The following is an 18,244-nucleotide window of genomic DNA, read 5'->3' as shown; positions in this document are numbered from 1 at the left end:
GCGCCTGGGCCTGCGTGACCCCGGCCTCCGCCTCGCTGGCCTGGGCGGTGCGGCCCTCGGGTTCGATCACCGCGAGCAGGCTACCCGCCCGGACATGGCGGTTGTCGATGTCGGCCACCTGGGTCAGCGTCCCCGCCACCGTGGGCGCGATGCGGACGATGTGCGCGTCCACGAACGCGTTGTCCGTGGACTCGTACTTGCGCGCGTTTAGCCACCACAGGACGCCGCCCACGACCGCCCCGCCAACGACCAGCGCGAGGACGATCCAGAATAGCGGGCGCTTGAAGATCGACGGCTTGGCCGGTGCCTCGTCTTTCGGCTCGGCCGGGTCGGGAGCGTCGTCCGGCTTCCCGGCGGGGGAGGGGGCCCGCGCGTCGGCGCGCGGCGCCTCGGTCGGCTCCCGTGTGGCGGCGTCCTGGCTCATGGGCGTGTCTCCCGGGCTTCGACCGCGAGCCGGTCGAGCATGGCGTCGGTGTTGGCGGCGATGCGGCGCTTGAGATCGTCGAGCACCGCGCCCGACAGCTCGTCCGCGCCCAGCAGGCGCAGGCAGGCCGCGCGTGAGGATCGCAGCGCCAGCACCTGACCGAACAGCGTCACGGAAGCGATGGCGGCCGTATGCCGCTCCATCGGACCAACCGCGATGCGGACCAGGTCGACCAAGCGGTTGAGCATGCGGCCCATCCCCCCATCGAACAGCCGGTCGAATGCCGCGCCCGGGTGCATCTGTTCGCGTGCCACGAACAGCGCCCATCCGTCGGTCGCGTGGCCCGCCATCCTGTCAGCGAACCGTTCCATCGTCCGCTGGATCGCGACGCGCGCGGCGACGGGCTCGCGGTCATCGACATCCGACGGTTCGAGCAGGTCGGCCATCTCCTCACCCATGCGCCGCCCGATATGGTCGGCGGCGGCAAGGTAAAGGCCCTCCTTGCCGCCATAATGGTAGGTGATCGACGACATCGCCGTCCCCGCGCGCGCGGCGATACCGCGCGTGCTCGCCCCGTCGAGGCCCTTCGACCCGAACTCCGCGATCGCGACTTCAAGAAGTCTCGCTTGCATGCGACGCACTTAGTTCGATCGAACGAACCGACAAGTCCTCCGTTTGCTCAGCCGCTTCGACAAGCGTCGTTTTATGCCGACGCCGATCAGGAAACGGCCATGGCTCGGACCGAGTTGCCCGTGATCACCTTGGGCGATCTCATCGACCAACCGACCAAGTCGTATCCCGAGAATGCCGTTATGCATTTCACCAGGGTCGAACACCCGGTCCAGCGCAAGGAAGGAGCCGCCACGACTGGTAAGGAACCAGGCTGAGCCGCTAAGTAGTTCAATCTATTATAGAAAGCTGGATGCCCCGCGAGGATTCGAACCTCGATTAACGGAGTCAGAGTCCGTAGTCTTACCTTTAGACGACAGGGCAGCGCCGTGGGGCGTCTAGGACGCGGGGTTGGGACTGTCAACGCGTCGTCCCGCCCCGCGCCACCGGGCCGAGCGCGCCGCTTGTGGCGAGGACGCCTACCCGCTAGCTACGCGCCAGGCACCGAGCGGGCGCGTCAGGCGGCCGTGACGGAACATGATGAGAATGGATATGCGCGGCATGGGGGAAGCACCCGACCTGCCGTACCGGCAGGCTCCGCCCATGGGCGGCGCGCCCGCCCGTCCGGTCCCCGGCCAGCTGGGCGGGAACACCGCTCCGAACCGGGGCCAGCCGCGGCATTTCGCGGCGCTGGACCTGGGCACCAACAACTGCCGGCTGCTCATCGCGCGGCCGCAAGGGTCGGGCTTCGCCGTCGTGGACGCGTTCTCGCGCATCGTTCGGCTCGGCGAAGGCCTCGCGGCGACTGGGCGGTTGAGCGATGAGGCGATCGAACGCACGATCGCGGCGCTGCGCGTCTGTTCGGAAAAGCTGCGCCGCCGCAACGTCCTCATCGCGCGATCGGTCGCGACCGAGGCGTGCCGGCGCGCGCTGAACGGCGCGGATTTCATCGAACGCGCGCACGCCGAGACGGGCATCCGCCTCGATGTCATCTCCGCCGAGGAGGAGGCGCGGCTCGCGGTGCTCGGCTGCCACGCGCTGCTGGAGCCGGGCGACGGTCCCGCGCTGGTCTTCGACATAGGCGGCGGGTCGACCGAGCTGGTGCTGATCGACACGCGCCATTCCCCGCCGCGCGTGCTCGATTGGCATTCCGCGCCCTGGGGCGTCGTATCGCTGACCGAGCATGCGGGCGGCGGCGAGGACGCGCCCGCGCGGATGGCCGCCTATGGCAGGATGCGCGCGCTCGTGGCCGAGAGCATGGCCGGCTTCGCCCGGCGGCTTCCCGTCGATCCGGTGCGGCCGCGGCTGATGGGCACCAGCGGCACGGTGACGACGCTGGCGTCGGTCCATCTGGGGCTGGACCGGTACGACCGCGCGGCGGTGGACGGACTGATCGTCCCAGCCGCGGCGATGCGCGACATCAGCGCGCGCCTGTCGGACATGGCGATCGCCGACCGCGCGCGGTTCCCGTGCATCGGCACCGAGCGCGCCGATCTGGTCGTGGCGGGCTGCGCGATCCTGGAGACGATCATGGACCTGTGGCCCGCCGAGCGGCTGGGCATCGCCGATCGGGGCATTCGCGAGGGCATCCTGCGCCGCCTAATGGGGCCATCCCGATGAGCAGGGGCGGCTCGGGCGGGCGCACGCGCGTCAAGACGGCGCGCAGCCGGACCGCGCAGTCGACGCGCTGGCTGGAGCGGCAGCTGAACGATCCGTACGTCAAGCGCGCGCGCGCCGAGGGTTATCGCAGCCGCGCTGCGTATAAGCTGCTCGAGCTCGACGAGCGGTTCGCGTTCCTGCGCGGCGTGCGCCGCGTCGTCGATCTGGGCATCGCGCCGGGCGGGTGGAGCCAGGTCGTGCGCAAGCTCGTGCCGCAGGCGACGGTGGTGGGGATCGACCTGCTGCCCGTCGACCCGATCGACGGGGTGACGATCCTCCAGCTCGACTTCATGGTCGAGAACGCGCCACGCTTGCTGGAGGAGGCGCTGGGCGGCCCCGCCGACTTGGTGCTGTCCGACATGGCGGCGAACACGGTCGGGCATCCGCAGACCGATCACCTGCGGACGATGGCGCTGGTGGAGACCGGAATGGCGTTCGCGGCGGACATCCTGCGGCCGGGGGGGGCGTATGTCGCCAAGGTGCTGGCGGGCGGCGCGGATCACGACCTTGTCGCGGAGCTGAAGCGGCTGTTCGCGACGGTGAAGCATGCGAAGCCGGCGGCCAGTCGGAAGGAGTCGTCGGAGTGGTACGTGGTGGCGCAGGGGTTCAAGGCGGAGCCTTGAACCCCTGCGCCACCCGGCCGGCGGGCGCGGAGCGACCCGTTGGACGTCAAACGGCGGCTTTGCCGTCGTCGGGGAGGTGCAGGTAGGGACAGACACGACAACGACAGGCAGCGCCGCGGCAAAGCCGCGTCGTCGGTCGGGGCTGTGGCTTCGCCGGCCGGAATAGCGCCGATCCTCGACTAGCGCCTGAGGCGCTAGCCTCGGGCGCTATTCGTAATCCCCACCCAAATTCTGGTTCCGCGGCGGCGCCGCAGCCGTCAGCCGCAAAGCCTCGGCGGAGTCCGACAGCGAGCCCACCGCGTCCGCCTCGTCGTCGTCGTCCACCTGCACGCGCTGCAGGCCGTTGATGACCGACTCCTCCAGATGATCCGGGCGCACCAGTTCGTCGGCGATCTCGCGGAGCGCGACCACCGGGTTCTTGTCGCGGTCACGGTCGATCAACAGCTCGGCCCCGCCCGAGATCTGCCGCGCTCGCTGGGCGGCGAACAGCACCAGGTCGAAACGGTTGGGGATCTTGTCGACGCAATCCTCGACGGTGACGCGCGCCATGGGCGATGTCCTTGCTGGGTAGCGATGGGAATAAGCGGATCGCGCTACCGGCGGGGCGCGCGCAAGTCAAGAAAACCGCCCCGGCTCATGGTCCTGCGCCGGACCGGCGGCGACATGGGCGATCGGGCCGCACCCTGCTAGGGTGATGCAGGTGAACGCCGTAGCACCCTCCCCGACCGCTACTCCGGCGGACCCGTCCGCGACCGACGAGCCGCCCGCCCAGCCCCGCTTCGCGGTCGGCGACGACCGGCTGACGTTGCTCGACACCGGGCCGCGCCGGTTCGCGGCGATGCTCGACCTGATCGGGAATGCCAAGCGGTCGCTTCGACTGCTCTATTACATCTACGCCGACGACGCGTCGGGACGACGGATCAATGAAGCGCTGATCGCGGCCGCCGGGCGGGGCGTGACGGTGAGCGTCGTCGTCGACGGCTTCGGCTGCGAGGTGCCGTCCGAATTCTTTTCACCCCTGCGCGAGGCGGGCGCGTCCGTGTGCCGGTTCGAGCCGCGTTGGGGCCGCCGCTTCCTGCTGCGCAATCATCAAAAGCTCGCGCTCGCCGACGCCGAGGACGCGGACGCGGACGGCGTCAGGGCGCGCATCATCATCGGCGGGTTCAATGTCGCCGACGATTATTTCGAAACGGAAGCCGACGAGGCCTGGCGCGACCTGGGGCTGCTGGTCGAGGGGCCGACCGCGGCGCGGCTTCGGGCCTATTTCGACGCGCTCGACAAGTGGGTCAACGACCCCCGCCCGCTCCTCCGCGACCTGAACCGCGCGCTCAAGCGGTGGAGCGAGACCGAGGGCCGGACGCGGTGGCTGATCGGTGGCCCGACACGCCGCCTCAGTCCTTGGGCGCGCGCGGTCCGGGCGGACATGCGGCACGCGCGGCGGATCGACATGGTGGCGGGCTATTTCACCCCTAGCCCGACGATGCTCCGCCACCTCGACCGCGCGGGACGGCGCGGGCGAGAGGTGCGGATCGTGACGGCCGCCACGTCGGACAACACCGCCACCGTCGCGGCCGCGCGCTTCACCTACGCGGGGCTGCTCCGGAAGGGCGTGCGGATCTTCGAGTACCAGCGCGCCAAGCTCCACACCAAACTTTACGCGATCGACGACACCGTGCATCTCGGCTCTGCCAATTTCGACATGCGCAGCCTGTTCATCAACCTCGAACTCATGCTCCGGATCGACGATCCCGCCTTCGCGCGGCATGTTCGTGGCTATATCGACGGAGAGATCGCGGCTTCGGAGGCGATCACCGTGGAAAGCCACCGTGCGCGGACCGGTCCGATCACGCGCGTTCGGCAGTTCCTGGCGTATCTGATGGTGGGGGTGGTTGACCCGGGCGTGTCGCGGGGTATCAATCTTTGAGCGGATGAGCCGCTCAGGCTCCTTAACGGCCGCCGCCCAGTCTCTTGCCACGTCGTACCGAGTAGGCGGCCCAGTTCGTCGAGACGACCATGACGAAGATCATGCCCGCGCCGGGAGCGATCTGCCCGGTGCCGAAGGCGACCAATGCGATGGCGGCGGCGACCAAAAGATATGCCCAGATCGGAAACATGGCGACGACTCCCGTTGGTCTCGGAGGACGATATATCTGTCTAACTTCATCGGCAAGCTAGCGACGGCGAAGCCGCCGCTTAACGTCGGACGGGTCGCGTTGCGCCCGCCGGCCGCACAAGGCGTTGCGCTCCGCGCACCGGCGCGGGCGTGGCCGCGCCTACGCCTTGTGGCCCCAATACAATTGCGCCGGCGGCACGTTCCACCATTCCATATCGTGATCGATCCGTTCGAAATGCGGGCTCAGGAAATCGCGGACCTTGGGGGAGAACTGATAAACCAGGAATGCGCCCCCGGTACGTAGGACCCGGTGCGTCGCCGCCGCGATCTCCGGCCCGACACCCGCAGGCAGCGTCGAGAAAGGCAACCCCGACAGCACGTAGTCCGCATGATCGAACCCGTGATCGCGCACGATCGCCTCGACATCCGCCGCCGATCCGTGAACCGCGGAAAAGCGGCTGTCCGGGACCACATGCCGCAGATACCGAACGAAATCCTCGTTAGTGTCGATCGCGATCAACGTCGCGTCGGGCGCCATGCGCTCCAGGATCGGGCGGCAGAAGGTGCCGACGCCCGGGCCGTATTCGACGAAGACCTTGCATGCCGACCAGTCCACCGGCGCCAGCATCCGCGCGATCGTCCGGTCGGACGAGGGGATCACCGATCCCACCATCACCGGGTGTTTCAGGAATCCTTGGAAGAACATCTGCCAGGGCGACGGCACGCCGGCTTTCTTCAGCGCGCGGCGCGCGGCGGCGGTCGAACTGGGCATCGAACTCCTATTCCCCGAACATTGAGGGCGGACGGCCCGTGGCATGGAACGCGCGCCCCGTGCAAGCGAGGGGGTGCGAACAGGAGAACGAACGCCGCTCGCGCGCGAAGGGTTGCGTGCGATCTTCCATCGCTTATGCCGATCGCCATGCACGACGACCGAAGCGGCGCGGTCGCCGTGATCTTCCTGTCGACCCGGAGCGGAGACGACGAAGCCGGCTATGCCGAAGCCGCCGCCGCGATGGACGCGCTCGCGGCCGACCAGCCGGGCTATCTGGGTGCCGACAATGCCCGGGGCAGCGACGGCTTGGGGATCACGGTCAGCTACTGGGCCGACGAGGCCGCCGCTATCGCCTGGCGCGAACATTCCGACCATGCGGCCATCCGCGACCGCGGCCGCGCGGTCTGGTATGCCGACTATCGCGTCGATGTCGCCCGGGTGACGCGCAGTTATGCATGGGCCCGTCAGGGATCGTCGACGTGAGCGCGCGCATCGACCGACGGTTCCTCATCCTGTTCACGGTCATGCTCACCATCGCGGCGGGCAACACCGCATTGCAGTCCGTGCTCCCCGCGCTCGGCCGCTCGCTCGGCGTCGCCGACGCGGGCGTCGCGGCGGCGTTCTCCGTCTCCGCGCTGCTGTGGGTCATCGCCGCGCCTTACTGGGCCAACCGATCGGACCGGAGCGGCAGGCGCGCGATGATCCTGCTCGGCATGACCGGCTTCACGATATCCCTGCTGCTCTGCGGCGTCTTCCTGACGGCGGGGATCAACGGCTGGATCGGCGGCACGGCGGCGTTCGGGCTCTTCATCGCCGGGCGGCTGATCTACGGCGCGCTCGGCGCGGCCGCGCCCCCGGCGGTGCAGGCGCTCGTCGCCGGGTCGACCACCACCGACGAGCGGACCAAGGCGCTCACCCTCCTCGCCTCCGCATTCGGGCTGGGCACCATCGTCGGCCCGGCGATCGCGCCCTATCTGGTGCTGGGGGCGGTCGGCGGCGTCGAGATCGGGCTGGCCGGCCCCGCCTTCATGGGCGCGGTGTTCGGGGCGGGCATGATCGTCGCGGTCTGGCGCATCCTGCCCGACGACAGCCTGCCCGCCCGGCAAGGGCGCGGCACGATGAGCGCCTATCCGTCGATCGGCGGCGGTCCCACCGGCGCGACGGTCGCGGCGTCGTTGGGCCGCGACGCTCCCACGCCCGAGCCGGTCGGCTACCTCGACCCACGCATTCGCGGCTGGATGATCACCGGGCTGGTGATGGGCCACGCCCAGGCGATCGGCGGCCAAGCGATCGGCTTCCTCGTCATCGACCGGTTGAACCTGCCCCCGATCGAGGCGCTGGAGCCGACCGGCCTCGTCCTGATCATGGGGTCGGGCGCGGCGCTGCTCGCGCAATGGGGAATCATCCCGCTCCTGAACTTGCAACCACGTCAGCTGGTGCTGAGCGGCCTCGCGCTCGCGGCGGTCGGATCGGTGCTGACGGGGTTTGCGACCTCGCTCTACGGCATCGCCACCGCGTTTGCGCTCGCGTGCCTGGGCTTCGGCTTCGTCCGCCCCGGCTTCACCGCGGGGTCGAGCCTAGCGGTCGGGGCCGAGGCGCAAGGCTCGGTCGCGGGCAAGGTCACGAGCGTCAACGGCGCGAGCTTCGTGCTGGGGCCAAGTATCGGGGTCGGGCTGTACGCGGCAAACCACACGCTGCCGTACTTGGTGGCCGGCGCAGGATGCGCGGTGCTGATCGTCTATGCCTGGCGGGTGCTGCGCTGATCTCGACGAAGGCTGGCGACCCTAGCCCGTCACCCCGGACTTGTTCCGGGGTCCATCGTCGTACGGACTCCCACATGACCGGGTTCGCGCAACGATGGATGCCGTAACAAGTCCGGCATGACGGATAAGGTGTGAAGCCTACGCTACTCCGCGGCGCGCGGCGGGAAGGCGAAGCCGATCGGCTGCGCGGACGCGGCATCCTGCTTCAGGCGGCTCGCCATCTGTTCGTAATCGCGCTCCATCTCCGGCGTGACGCTCGCGCGCGACTCCAGCAGCGCGGCCTCGAAGTCGGCCATCAGCACCTCCTCCGATGACAGCGACCGCCTGAGCGCGATCAGGCCCGATCGGCGCACCACGTCTTCCAGGTCCGCGCCCGTGAACCGGTCGGTCCGCCGGGCGACTTCCTCGAGGTCCACGCCCTCCGCCAGCGGCATCTTGCCCGTCTGGATCGCCAGGATGCGCGCGCGGCCCTGCATGTCCGGCACGCCGACATAGACCAGCTCGTCGAACCGCCCCGGTCGAAGCAACGCCGGATCGATCAGGTTCGGCCGGTTGGTCGCGCCAATCACCACCACCGCCTGCAGCTCCTCCAGCCCGTCCATCTCGGCCAAAATGGTGTTGACGACGCGCTCGGTCACCTGCGGCTCGCCCATCCCGCCGCCGCGCGCGGGGACCAGGCTGTCGAGCTCGTCGAAAAAGATCACGGTGGGCGCGACCTGACGCGCGCGCTGGAACAGCCGGGCGATCTGCTGCTCGCTCTCGCCGTACCACTTGGACAGGAGGTCCGATGATTTGGTGGCGATGAAGTTCGCCTCCGCCTCGCGCGCGACCGCCTTGGCGAGGAGCGTCTTGCCGGTGCCAGGCGGGCCGTAGAGCAGGAACCCCTTGGCCGGCCGGATGCCGAGCCTGCGGAACGCGCCCGGGTCCTTGAGCGGCAATTCCACGCCTTCCTTGAGCCGCATCTGCGCGGCGTCAAGCCCGCCGACATCCTCCCACCGCACGCGCGGCGCCTCGACCATCACCTCGCGCATCGCGCTCGGCTGGACGCGCTTCAACGCTCCCAGGAAGTCGTCGCGCGTCACCGACAATTCGTCGAGCACCTCGGGCGGGATTGTCCGCTCTTCCAAGTTCAGCTTGGGCATGATCCGCCTGACCGCCTCGATCGCCGCCTCGCGCGTGAGCGCCGCCAGATCCGCCCCGACGAAGCCGTAGGTGGTGCGCGACAGCTCGTCGAGATCGACATCGTCCGTTAGCGGCATGCCACGCGCATGGATGCCCAGTATCTCGCGCCGCCCGCGCTCGTCGGGGACGCCCACCACGATCTCGCGGTCGAAACGGCCCGGCCGCCGCAGCGCCTCGTCGATCGCCTCCGGCCGGTTGGTGGCCGCGATCACGACGAGGTTGGCGCGCGCCTCGAGCCCGTCCATCAGCGTCAGCAGCTGCGCGACCAGCCGCTTCTCCGCCTCGCCCGACACCTGGCCGCGCTTGGGCGCGATCGAGTCTATCTCGTCGATGAACACGATCGACGGCGCGTTCTTGGCCGCGTTCTCGAACACCTCACGCAACTGGCCCTCGGACTGGCCATAGGCGGACCCCATGATCTCCGGCCCGTTGATCAGGAAGAACTGCGCGTCCGACTCGTTCGCAACCGCGCGCGCGAGCCTGGTCTTACCGGTCCCCGGGGGCCCGTGGAGCAGCACACCCTTGGGCGGATCGACGCCGAGGCGTTGGAACAGCTCGGGATAGCGGAGCGGCAGTTCGACCATCTCGCGCAACTGGTCGATCGTCGGACCCATGCCGCCGATGTCGTCGTAGGTGACGTCGGCCCGGCGCGCCGCCTGCGGCTCCTCATACTCGGTGCGGAGTTCGACCTCGGTGTTCTCGTCGATCTGCACCACCCCCTTGGGCGCGGCGGACACGACGAGCAGCCTGATCTCCTGAAGCGCATAGGCTGGCTGGTTGACGAAGCGGCGGACGTTCGGGTCCAGCTGATCGACGCGCTGGTGGCCCGCGGTCGCGACGATGTCGCCGCCCACCAACGGCCGCCCCAGGAATGTGCGCTTGAGCGCCACGGTCGATCCCTGGAGCCGTAGATTCTGCTGCGCGGGCGCGAACACCACACGCGTCGCGGGCTTGGGATCGATCTTCCTGATCTCCACGAAATCGCCCGAACCGACCCCGGCGTTCGCGCGCTGGAGCCCGTCGATGCGCAGCAGATCGAGCCCCTCGTCCTCCGAATAGGGATACACCGCGCGCGCGGGCGTCGACTTCTTGCCGACGATCTCGATCGTATCGCCCTCCGCCAGTTGAAGCGCCGCCATCAACGCGCGGGGCACATGCGCCAAGCCGCGCCCGGAATCCTCGGGCCGCGCGTTGGCGACCTGGATGCGCCAGGGTTCAAGGTCCGCCATGATCAAAACTCGCGCTGCTGCCTGATTTGCGGAAGCGCGCGAGGAACGAAGCCAGTTCCCCCAGGCGCGATCGTCGACGCGCGAAAAAAAGGCCGGCACCCGAAGGGACCGGCCTGTTTAGTTATTAGGAGAGGATGCCTGAAAGGCTTGTATAAAATGCGTTGCGTCCAAAAATGTTGCAAGTGCGAAATGACGCTTATACGATTGCGTCCACTGCATTCGCCGGGCGACGTTGGCCCTATGTGATCGTTAACAGATTGAGGGATCTTGTCATGCGCAGGCTGCCGCCGCTCGGCGCGATCGAGGCTTTCGTCGCGACGGCGCGCTCGGGCTCGGTGAAGGCGGCGGCGACCGAGCTCGCCCTGTCGCCGCCCGCGCTCAGCCGCCGCATCCAGACGCTGGAACGCTTCGTCGGCAAGCCCCTGTTCGATCGCCGGCATCAGGCGACGCTCCCGAACGGCGACGGCGAGCGTCTGCTCGCGCAGATCGCGCCGGTGCTCGACCGGCTCTCGGAGGCGGTCGAGGCCATGACCACCGGTACGGACGTGCTCCGCGTCCGGCTCGGCGTCCTGCCGCTCTTCGCGTCGCAGCGGCTGTTCCCGCGGCTGGGCGAGTTGCGGCGCGAGCATCCCGAACTGCATCTTGACATCGACACCGCCGCGTTTCCGATGGCGCGGCTCGGCGAGGGACTGGACGTCGCGATCGCCCTCGCACGCGAGATCGACCCGACGCTTTATGCGCACCGGCTCGACCGCAACCGCATTTTCGTGATCGGCGGCCGCGCGCTGGTCGAGGGCCGCACACCGCTGACCGATCCCGCCCAGCTTCGCCAGGTCACCGCGCTCATTCACCGCGACATGCCCGACACCTTCGCCGCCTGGCGCCACGCGGCGGGGATCGACGATGTCGAGCCGCTGGCTGTCGACCAGTTCGATTCGGGCGCGCTGATGCTGGAAGCCGCCGCTCAGGGGCTGGGCGTCGCGTTCATGCACGAATCGCACTATCAGGACGCGAACGACCCTCGCCTCGTCCGACTGTTCGATATCGAGGTGGAAAGCCCTTACAGCTACTGGTTCGTCTGCCGCCCCCGCGCGCTCCGCACGCGTCCGGTCGAGTTGTTCCGCGATTGGCTGATCCGGACGCTCGGCGAGCGGTAGAGCCCCATCACCCCGGCCTTGAGCCGGGGTGATGGAGGGAAGTGGCGGAACTCCAGCCCTTACCGCTCATACGCCTTGGGCAGCGCGCCCTCGGTCGGGACAAGATAACGGTCGCGCAAGCGGCGCTGGCGCGAGTTGGTCGGTTGGCGCACCCCGTCGATCCAGATCGCCTCGGGCGCGGAGGACAGCTCGAGCGGGTCGCCGCTCCAGATCACCACGTCGGCGCGGCGACCCGGGCGGAGCGAGCCGATCTCGCCGTCCATTCCCAGCGCCTCGGCGGGCTTGGAGGTGATCGCCGCGAACGCCTGGCCCCAGCTCAGCCCCGTCGCGCCGGGCACCTTGCCGATCGCCACCAGGTTGCCGGCGTACTGGTGCAGGATGTGCTCGCCCGGCGCGGTGTTCGCGCCGACCGTCGAGATCGCGACGGTCACCCCCGCGGCCGTCAGCCGGCCGACGTTGGACTCGGTCGCCGCCAGGCTTTCGAACGATGCGGGCAGGTCGGCGAGCGCGGCGGCGATGACGGGCACCCGCGCGGCGGCGATCTCGCGCGCGACCATCCAGCCCTCGGTCGCGCCGAGCAGCACCAGCTTGAGCTTGGGGTAGGTGCGCGGCAGAACCAGCACCGCGCGGATGTCGCTCGCGCGCTCGACATGGACCATCAACGGCGTGCGCCCGTCCAGCACGTCGAGCAGCGCCTGCGCGTCCGCCCGCTTGAGCAGCGCGTCGCTCCCCCGCCCGTCGAACCCGCGCCGGTCGCGGCGGAAATCCTCGGCTTGCTCCAGCGCGTCGGCGAGCGCCGCGAAGGTGGCGGGACGCGATCCGCCCGCGATCTCCGCCCCGCGCTCGCCCATCTCGACGAACTGGAACGCCCGCGCCCGCGTGATCGGGTCGGCGTCGGTCCCCAGATCGATGACCGCCCCACGGCCCGCGAAGATCGACTTGTCCGCGCCCGGCGCGACGAAGGCGCGGGTGACGCCGCCCAGCCGCTCGTTGCCGATCGCGACCGCCGCCGGATTGATCGCCGACGCCACGTCGATCGCCGCGCCGAACGAAGCGGTGCGCGCCGCGGCGTCGTTGCTCTCCTGGACGCCGTAGCCGCCATCGACGAGGCCCAGGTCGGTCCAGGCCGCGACCGTCCCCGCCGCCACCCACTTGCCCGCCGCGTCGATCACGGTCGCCCCCGCCGGGGTCGCGACGCTCGCCCCCGCCGCGACGATGCGCCCATCGCGGAACACGACGGTGCCGTTCGGGATCGGCTGCGACCCGTCGCCGAGCGCGACCGTGCCGTTCACGACGGCCACGGTCTGCGCGTTCGCCGGAGCGCAAAAGGCGGCGGCGAGAAGAAGTGCGGCGCGCTTCACTTCACGTCTCCCTGCCCAGGCTGCCCAAGCTCGAAATCGCTCACCGGCCGGCGTCTCGGATCGAGCGCGTCGTAAAGCAGCGCCCCGTCGACCCACACCTTCTCCGGCCGCGTATAGACCGACAGCGGATCGCCGTTCCACAGCACCACGTCCGCCATCTTGCCGGGCTTCAGGCTCCCCGTCCGGTCGGCGATGCCGAGCGCGGTCGCGGGGCCGTGCGACAGCCAGCGCCATGCCTCGGCGTCGCTCACCTGGATGCCGGCGCGCCGTCCCGACGCGAGCGCCTTGGCGACCTCCTGATTGAGTCGCTGGATGCCGTTCTCGTCGTCCGAATGGATGATCCCGCACGCGCCGGATTTCTGCAGGATGGCCAGGTTCTCGCCGATCCCGTCATACGACTCCATCTTGAACCCGTACCAGTCGGCCCACACCGCCGCGCAGGTGCCGTTCGCCTTGAGGAGGTCAGCGATCTTGTACGCCTCGACCGCATGGTGGAACGCGGTCACCTTGTACCCGAACTCCTTGGCCATATCCATGACGATCGCCATCTCGTCGGCGCGGTAGCAATGATTCTGGACCCTGATTTCGCCCGCCAGCACGCCGCGCAGCGTGTCGAGCGCGATGTCTCGGTCCGGCCGGTCCCCGCCCTTGTCCTCGTAAGTGTCCCACTGGCGCTTGTACTTCGCCGCGCGCGCCCAGGTCGCCCGGTCGACCGCGACGTTGCCCATCCGCGTCGAGGGTTTGCGACCCTTGCTCCCATAGGACCGCTTCGGGTTCTCGCCGCATGCCATCTTCAGGCCGTATGGCGCGCCGGGGAACTTCATCCCCTGCACCGTGCGGGCGTACACGTTCTTGAGCACCACGCTGCGCCCCCCGAACAGGTTCGCGGAGCCCGGCAGGATCTGCAGCGTCGTCACCCCGCCATTGGCGAGCGCGCGGCCGAAGCCCGGGTCCTGCGGCCAGACCCCGTGTTCCGCCCAGACATCGGCGGTGACGGGGTCGGTGCCCTCGTTGACGTCCGAGGTCGCCTGCACCGACGGCGACGGACCGTTCCCCAAGTGGCTGTGAATGTCGATAACGCCCGGCGTCACCCACTTGCCCGTGCCGTCGATGACGGTCGCCCCGGCGGGCGCGGCGACCTGCTGCCCCACCGATACGATCTTTCCGTCCGCGAACAAGGCCGAGCCGCGCTCGATCCGCCCGCCCTCGCCGTCATAGATCGTGACGTTGGTGACGAGCGTCGCCGCGCCCGGATAGGCGCGGTAGGTCGAGGGGAACGGGTCGTGCGAATAGCCCTTGTTGCGGCCGACCGCCGGCTCCTTCGCTTTGACCGCCGAGGCGCTCCTCGGGGCCGAACCCGTGCCCGAACACGCCGCCAGCGCGATCAGCCCGACGCCCGCCGCAGTCGCCCGCATCCACTCACCCGCTTGCGCCATATAACCCCCGTTCAGGCTCTTGGGCCTGGTTTTGGGCACAGGTCGTAACGGGGTCGCTCGCGGCCGTCCATCGGCCGCGAGCTTGGCACGCATTCAGCTGGCGCGCGCGGTCACGATCTTGCCGGGCGCGCGCGGCGGCTCGCCGACGGGAAGCGCGTCGATCAGCTCCATGCCCTGCGTCACCTCGCCCCACACGGTATACTGGTTGTCCAGGAAGCGCGCGTCGGCGAAGCAGACGAAGAACTGCGAATTGGCCGAGTTCGGTTCGCCCGTCCGCGCCATCGAGCAGGTGCCGCGCTTGTGCGGCTCCGAGCTGAACTCGGCCTTCAGGTTCGGCTTGTCGGACCCCGACATGCCCGTCCCCGTCGGATCGCCGCCCTGCGCCATGAAGCCCGGGATCACGCGGTGGAACACCACCCCGTCATAGAAGCCGTCATTCGCCAGTTCGGCGATCCGCGCGACGTGCCCGGGCGCGAGGTCGTTCCGAAGCCGGATCGCGACGTCGCCGCCGTCGAGGGTCAGGGTTAGCGTTTCGAACTGGTCGGCCATTGGTTGAACTCCTGTGGATGTCGCGCGGCGCATCTAGGAAGCGTGCGCCCGGGTGGCAAATCGCCCGCCCCCCGGCTAGGGCCTCCGCCAAGGCTTGGAGGGCGATCATGAGCGACATCGAAACGCCCGCCCTGGGTGCCGACGACCGGACCCAGCTCGACGAGGACGACCGGCTCAAACCCGCCTTCGTCAGCGACGTGCTCGACCGCGTCGAGGAAGGCGATACCGAGGGCGCGCGCCGCCTGGTCGAACCGCTCCACCCCGCCGACATCGCCGACCTGTTCGAACTGACTCCCGCCGACCGCCGCGCCGCATTGGCGCACGCCGTCGCCGACCTGCTCGATGGCGACGTGTTCGCCGAGATGAACGACTGGGTCCGCGACGCGCTCCTCGACGCGCTCACCCCCAGCCAGGTGGCCGGGATCGCGTCGGAGCTCGACACCGACGACGCGGTCGCGATCATCGAGGATTTGGACGCCGACGACCGCCGCGACGTGCTCCGCGCGATGGAGCCCGACGACCGCGCCGCGATCGAGGAAGCGCTCTCCTACCCCGAGGAGTCCGCCGGCCGCCTGATGCAGCGCGAGCTGATCGCGGTGCCCGAACATTGGACGGTCGGCCACGTCCTCGATTACCTGCGCGGCCATGACGAGCTGACGACGGATTTCTGGGAGATCTACGTCGTCGGCCCCTCGCACCGCCCGGTCGGCTATTGCCAGCTTTCCTGGATCCTCCGCACCCCGCGCGGGATCGCGCTGGCGGACGTGATGCAGCGCGAACAGACGCTGATCCCCGTCGACATGGACCAGGAGGAGGTCGCGCTCCGCTTCCAGAAATACGCGCTGATCTCGGCGGCCGTGGTCGATGGCGGCGGTCGGCTGGTCGGCATGATCACCGTCGATGACGTCGTCCACATCATCCAGGAGGAAGCGGGGCAGGACGCGCTGCTGTTGTCGGGCGCGGGCGGCGAGGGCGACATCAACGAACCCGTGTTCGACAGCTACAAGGCGCGGGCGCGCTGGCTCGTCGCCAACCTGTTCACCGCGCTCGTCGCCAGCAGCATCATCGCCTATTTCGAGGATTCGATCGCGCGCATGGCGCTGCTCGCGGCGCTCATGCCGATCGTCGCTGGGGTCGGCGGCAACGCCGGCACCCAGACGCTGGCGGTGACGGTGCGCGCGCTCGCCACCAACCAGCTCACCGCGTCGAACACCGCGCGCGCGGTCGGGCGCGAACTGCGGGTCGCGTTCCTGAACGGGGCGACGATCGCGCTCGTCATCGGCGTCGGCGTGACCCTCGTGTTCGGTAATCCGCGGTTGGGCGCGGTGATCGCCGCGGCGATGATGACCAACATCGTCATCGCCGGGCTGGCGGGGGTGCTCGTACCACTCACGCTCGAGCGCGCGGGCGCGGACCCGGCGGTCGCCTCGTCGGTGTTCGTGACGATGGTCACGGACTCGATGGGGTTCCTGGTGTTCCTCGGCCTCGCCACCGCCTCGGGCATCGCGGGCTAGGGTTGCTCGGCCAACCGGCGGAACCCAAATAGCTGAAATGCCACTACATCTAACGAAGGTAGCGTTCGGCGTGACGAGCGTGGACCAACTCGCCGCCCGCTGGCAGGCGCGCGCCGCGGCGGGCGAGGGCTTCCTGACCACGCGCTACCTCCCCAAGCGCCACGAGGAGGTGACCGGCACTGGCTCGCTCTATTGGATCGTCAAGCACCAGCTCGTCGCCCGCTCCGCCATCCTCCATTTCGGCGAGGCGGAGGAGGGCCGTATCGCCATCCATCTTCACCCGGAAGTCGTCCTCATCCACGCTCGCCCGAAGCGCGCGCACCAGGGCTGGCGCTATCTGGAGCATGCCGACGCGCCTGTGGACTTGGCCGACGACGAGACGGGCGTCGCGGCGCTCCCGCCCTTGCTCGTCGGTAAGCTATCCGGGCTGGCGCTGCTCTAACGTCCGCAAGCGACCGGCCCGCCCGCCCGCGCGCGAACGTTGCATTTGGGCGTCCCCGCGATGCTGACCGTGCCCAGCCCCGTATTGGTGATCTGAGCGTCGTAGCGCGCCGCCGCCGCGACCTCGCCCGGCCCGTCGAGCAGCACCGACACGTCGCCCGCATCGAGCTTGCCCGCATCGATCCGCCCGGCCCCGTTCATGACGTAGCGCGCCTTCGCCGCACGGCCCGCGAGCGTCACCGTTCCCGTGCCGATCACGGTCGCGTTGACCTGGTCGGCGACCGCGTCCGCCACCGCGATGATCCCCGCGCCGCCGATCGACAGGTCGACGCGCGCGCCCCTGACCCGCGTCGCGCTCAGCCGCCCGCCCGCGAACACCGAAGCGGAGGCGAGCGAGGGCGAGGACAATGTCACCCTCACCGGCTCGGACCGCGCAGCGACGGGCCGCTCGTCCCCGCCCTGGCGATTGGTGCGAATGGTCAGCGTCGTCCCATCGACGCGCACCTCGACCCGCTCGATCGCGCGCGCGTCACCCGACACTCGCGCGTTCGGCGATCCGATGGCATAGGTCACCTCGAACGGCCCATTGACGCGCACCCGGTCGAAGCTGCCGACCGCGAAGCGCTTCTCGGCGGCCGTGGCGGGAACGGCGATGAAGGCGAGCAACAGCGGCGCGGCGCGGATCACCCGCAGCGCACCTCGCCCGACCCGACCTTGGATGTCGTGCAGCGTGGCGAGCCGCCCAGCTCCACATCGCCCGACCCGGCGATCTCGATCCGCGCCGGGCCGTTCACGACCGCGCGCGCGTTCCCCGAACCCGCGACGGAGACCTGCGCCTCCGACGCGGTCAACTGTCGCGCGTCGATGTCGCCCGACCCGGCGATGTCCATCCGCAGCGTCCGCGCCGTACCCGCGCCGACCACGTCGCCCGACCCCGCGACCGACAGCGACACGTCCCCCGCCCGCATCACGCCGATCGCCAGACTTCCCGATCCGGCGACCCCGCCCTCGAAGCGATCGCCCTCGACGCGGTCCACCGTCATGTCGCCCGATCCTGACACCGCCGCCCCGGCCAGGCGCGGCATCGTCACGAACACCTTCACGCCCTCGCCGTCGCTCCAGTTCATGCCCGTCGTCCGCTTGCGCCCAATCCGCAGCGTATCGCCGCTCCGCGTGATCTCGAGCTTGTCCAACTCCTTCGCCGGCCCCTGCGCACGCACGGAAAAGGCTGGCCCGACCCGCACCTCGACATCGTCCGACCCGCGCAGGTCGACCGCGCTGAACCCCGACATGGTGTAATCGCGCGACGGCCCCGTCCCCCGCGCCTCCCCCGTCTCGTCGGTCCCCGCCGCGTTCGCCGAGCAGGCGATGAGCGGCAATGTGAGAAGCAAGCCAAGTGAGCGCATGATGAC

18 protein-coding genes, 1 tRNA gene and 1 pseudogene are annotated in these 18,244 nt (G+C 69.6%); 8 read left to right on the top strand and 12 right to left on the bottom strand.

Going from position 1 to position 18,244, the window contains the following annotated elements; all coding sequences use genetic code 11:
• The 3 genes and pseudogenes from ACFE71_RS04335 to ACFE71_RS04325 form a co-directional block, all read right to left on the bottom strand.
• A pseudogene (locus ACFE71_RS04335) lies at positions 1–424 on the bottom strand (HlyD family secretion protein); the annotation flags it as partial.
• Positions 421–1,056: a CerR family C-terminal domain-containing protein gene (locus tag ACFE71_RS04330; protein WP_375427585.1), complete on the bottom strand. Its 636-nt coding sequence runs from the start codon at positions 1,054–1,056 to the stop codon at positions 421–423. The pseudogene ACFE71_RS04335 and the gene ACFE71_RS04330, both read right to left, overlap by 4 nt.
• 287 nt (positions 1,057–1,343) lie before the next feature.
• A tRNA-Gln gene (locus ACFE71_RS04325) sits at positions 1,344–1,417 on the bottom strand.
• A gap of 177 nt (positions 1,418–1,594) precedes the next feature.
• Here ACFE71_RS04325 and ACFE71_RS04320 point away from each other — a divergent pair.
• Both ACFE71_RS04320 and ACFE71_RS04315 read left to right on the top strand, forming a co-directional pair.
• A complete protein-coding gene (locus ACFE71_RS04320; RefSeq protein ID WP_375427584.1) occupies positions 1,595–2,653 on the top strand; it encodes a Ppx/GppA phosphatase family protein in 1,059 nt (352 codons plus the stop codon).
• Entirely contained in the window at positions 2,650–3,315 is a 666-nt protein-coding gene (locus ACFE71_RS04315; protein WP_375427583.1) for an RlmE family RNA methyltransferase, read from the top strand. The genes ACFE71_RS04320 and ACFE71_RS04315 overlap by 4 nt, the downstream gene beginning before the upstream one ends.
• Before the next feature lie 207 nt (positions 3,316–3,522).
• On the opposite strand, the gene rpoZ is transcribed toward ACFE71_RS04315, so the two are convergent.
• Positions 3,523–3,864 carry a DNA-directed RNA polymerase subunit omega gene (gene rpoZ, locus ACFE71_RS04310; RefSeq protein WP_375427582.1) on the bottom strand — a complete coding sequence of 114 codons (342 nt, stop codon included), beginning with the start codon at positions 3,862–3,864 and terminating at the stop codon, positions 3,523–3,525.
• A 151-nt stretch (positions 3,865–4,015) separates the two neighbouring features.
• On the opposite strand from rpoZ, the gene ACFE71_RS04305 reads away from it, so the two are divergent.
• Positions 4,016–5,239 (top strand): phosphatidylserine/phosphatidylglycerophosphate/cardiolipin synthase family protein, encoded by a 1,224-nt coding sequence (locus ACFE71_RS04305; protein WP_375427581.1) that lies wholly within the window; start codon positions 4,016–4,018, stop codon positions 5,237–5,239.
• A gap of 22 nt (positions 5,240–5,261) precedes the next feature.
• Here the strand turns inward: ACFE71_RS04305 and ACFE71_RS04300 are convergent, their stop codons facing one another.
• Positions 5,262–5,429 carry a hypothetical protein gene (locus ACFE71_RS04300; RefSeq protein WP_375427580.1) on the bottom strand — a complete coding sequence of 56 codons (168 nt, stop codon included), beginning with the start codon at positions 5,427–5,429 and terminating at the stop codon, positions 5,262–5,264.
• 159 nt (positions 5,430–5,588) lie between these two features.
• The gene (locus tag ACFE71_RS04295) at positions 5,589–6,200 is read right to left on the bottom strand and encodes a class I SAM-dependent methyltransferase (RefSeq protein WP_375427579.1); all 612 of its coding nucleotides are present in this window, start codon (positions 6,198–6,200) and stop codon (positions 5,589–5,591) included.
• A gap of 135 nt (positions 6,201–6,335) precedes the next feature.
• Here ACFE71_RS04295 and ACFE71_RS04290 point away from each other — a divergent pair, with 135 nt between their 5' ends.
• The gene (locus ACFE71_RS04290) at positions 6,336–6,683 is read left to right on the top strand and encodes an antibiotic biosynthesis monooxygenase family protein (protein WP_375427578.1); all 348 of its coding nucleotides are present in this window, start codon (positions 6,336–6,338) and stop codon (positions 6,681–6,683) included.
• On the top strand, positions 6,656–7,963 hold the full coding sequence (locus tag ACFE71_RS04285) for an MFS transporter (RefSeq protein WP_375427577.1): 1,308 nt from the start codon (positions 6,656–6,658) through the stop codon (positions 7,961–7,963). Before ACFE71_RS04290 ends, ACFE71_RS04285 begins: the two co-directional genes overlap by 28 nt.
• Before the next feature lie 143 nt (positions 7,964–8,106).
• On the opposite strand, the gene ACFE71_RS04280 is transcribed toward ACFE71_RS04285, so the two are convergent.
• Positions 8,107–10,374 (bottom strand): CDC48 family AAA ATPase, encoded by a 2,268-nt coding sequence (locus ACFE71_RS04280; protein WP_375427576.1) that lies wholly within the window; start codon positions 10,372–10,374, stop codon positions 8,107–8,109.
• Positions 10,375–10,646: 272 nt separating this feature from the next.
• Between ACFE71_RS04280 and ACFE71_RS04275 the strand changes: the two genes are divergently transcribed.
• The gene (locus ACFE71_RS04275; RefSeq protein ID WP_375427575.1) at positions 10,647–11,531 is read left to right on the top strand and encodes a LysR substrate-binding domain-containing protein; all 885 of its coding nucleotides are present in this window, start codon (positions 10,647–10,649) and stop codon (positions 11,529–11,531) included.
• Positions 11,532–11,590: 59 nt separating this feature from the next.
• Here ACFE71_RS04275 and ACFE71_RS04270 read toward each other — a convergent pair whose 3' ends face one another.
• From ACFE71_RS04270 to ACFE71_RS04260, 3 genes are all read right to left on the bottom strand, one after another.
• Positions 11,591–12,892, bottom strand: coding sequence for an amidohydrolase family protein (locus ACFE71_RS04270; RefSeq protein WP_375427574.1), 1,302 nt, complete (start codon positions 12,890–12,892; stop codon positions 11,591–11,593).
• Complete coding sequence (locus tag ACFE71_RS04265) at positions 12,889–14,307, bottom strand: amidohydrolase (RefSeq protein ID WP_375427588.1); 1,419 nt, start codon at positions 14,305–14,307, stop codon at positions 12,889–12,891. Before ACFE71_RS04265 ends, ACFE71_RS04270 begins: the two co-directional genes overlap by 4 nt.
• 114 nt (positions 14,308–14,421) lie before the next feature.
• Positions 14,422–14,877, bottom strand: coding sequence for a peptidylprolyl isomerase (locus ACFE71_RS04260; protein WP_375427573.1), 456 nt, complete (start codon positions 14,875–14,877; stop codon positions 14,422–14,424).
• 107 nt (positions 14,878–14,984) lie between these two features.
• Here ACFE71_RS04260 and mgtE point away from each other — a divergent pair, with 107 nt between their 5' ends.
• Positions 14,985–16,391, top strand: a complete 1,407-nt coding sequence (gene mgtE / locus ACFE71_RS04255; RefSeq protein WP_375427572.1) for a magnesium transporter — start codon at positions 14,985–14,987, stop codon at positions 16,389–16,391.
• 37 nt (positions 16,392–16,428) lie between these two features.
• Entirely contained in the window at positions 16,429–16,833 is a 405-nt protein-coding gene (locus ACFE71_RS04250; RefSeq protein WP_375427571.1) for a DUF1489 family protein, read from the top strand.
• Here the strand turns inward: ACFE71_RS04250 and ACFE71_RS04245 are convergent.
• Together ACFE71_RS04245 and ACFE71_RS04240 are read right to left on the bottom strand one after the other, a co-directional pair.
• Positions 16,830–17,519 carry a GIN domain-containing protein gene (locus ACFE71_RS04245; RefSeq protein ID WP_375427570.1) on the bottom strand — a complete coding sequence of 230 codons (690 nt, stop codon included), beginning with the start codon at positions 17,517–17,519 and terminating at the stop codon, positions 16,830–16,832. The genes ACFE71_RS04250 and ACFE71_RS04245 overlap by 4 nt on opposite strands.
• A complete protein-coding gene (locus ACFE71_RS04240) occupies positions 17,516–18,238 on the bottom strand; it encodes a head GIN domain-containing protein (RefSeq protein WP_375427569.1) in 723 nt (240 codons plus the stop codon). The genes ACFE71_RS04245 and ACFE71_RS04240 overlap by 4 nt, the downstream gene beginning before the upstream one ends.
• Positions 18,239–18,244: the final 6 nt, after the last annotated feature.

The sequence above is a fragment of the uncultured Sphingomonas sp. genome (assembly GCF_964237155.1).
In the GTDB taxonomy this organism is placed as follows: Bacteria; Pseudomonadota; Alphaproteobacteria; order Sphingomonadales; family Sphingomonadaceae; genus Sphingomonas.
Note: the sequence above shows the minus strand (reverse complement) of the source record. Positions and strands in the feature narration are given on the sequence as shown.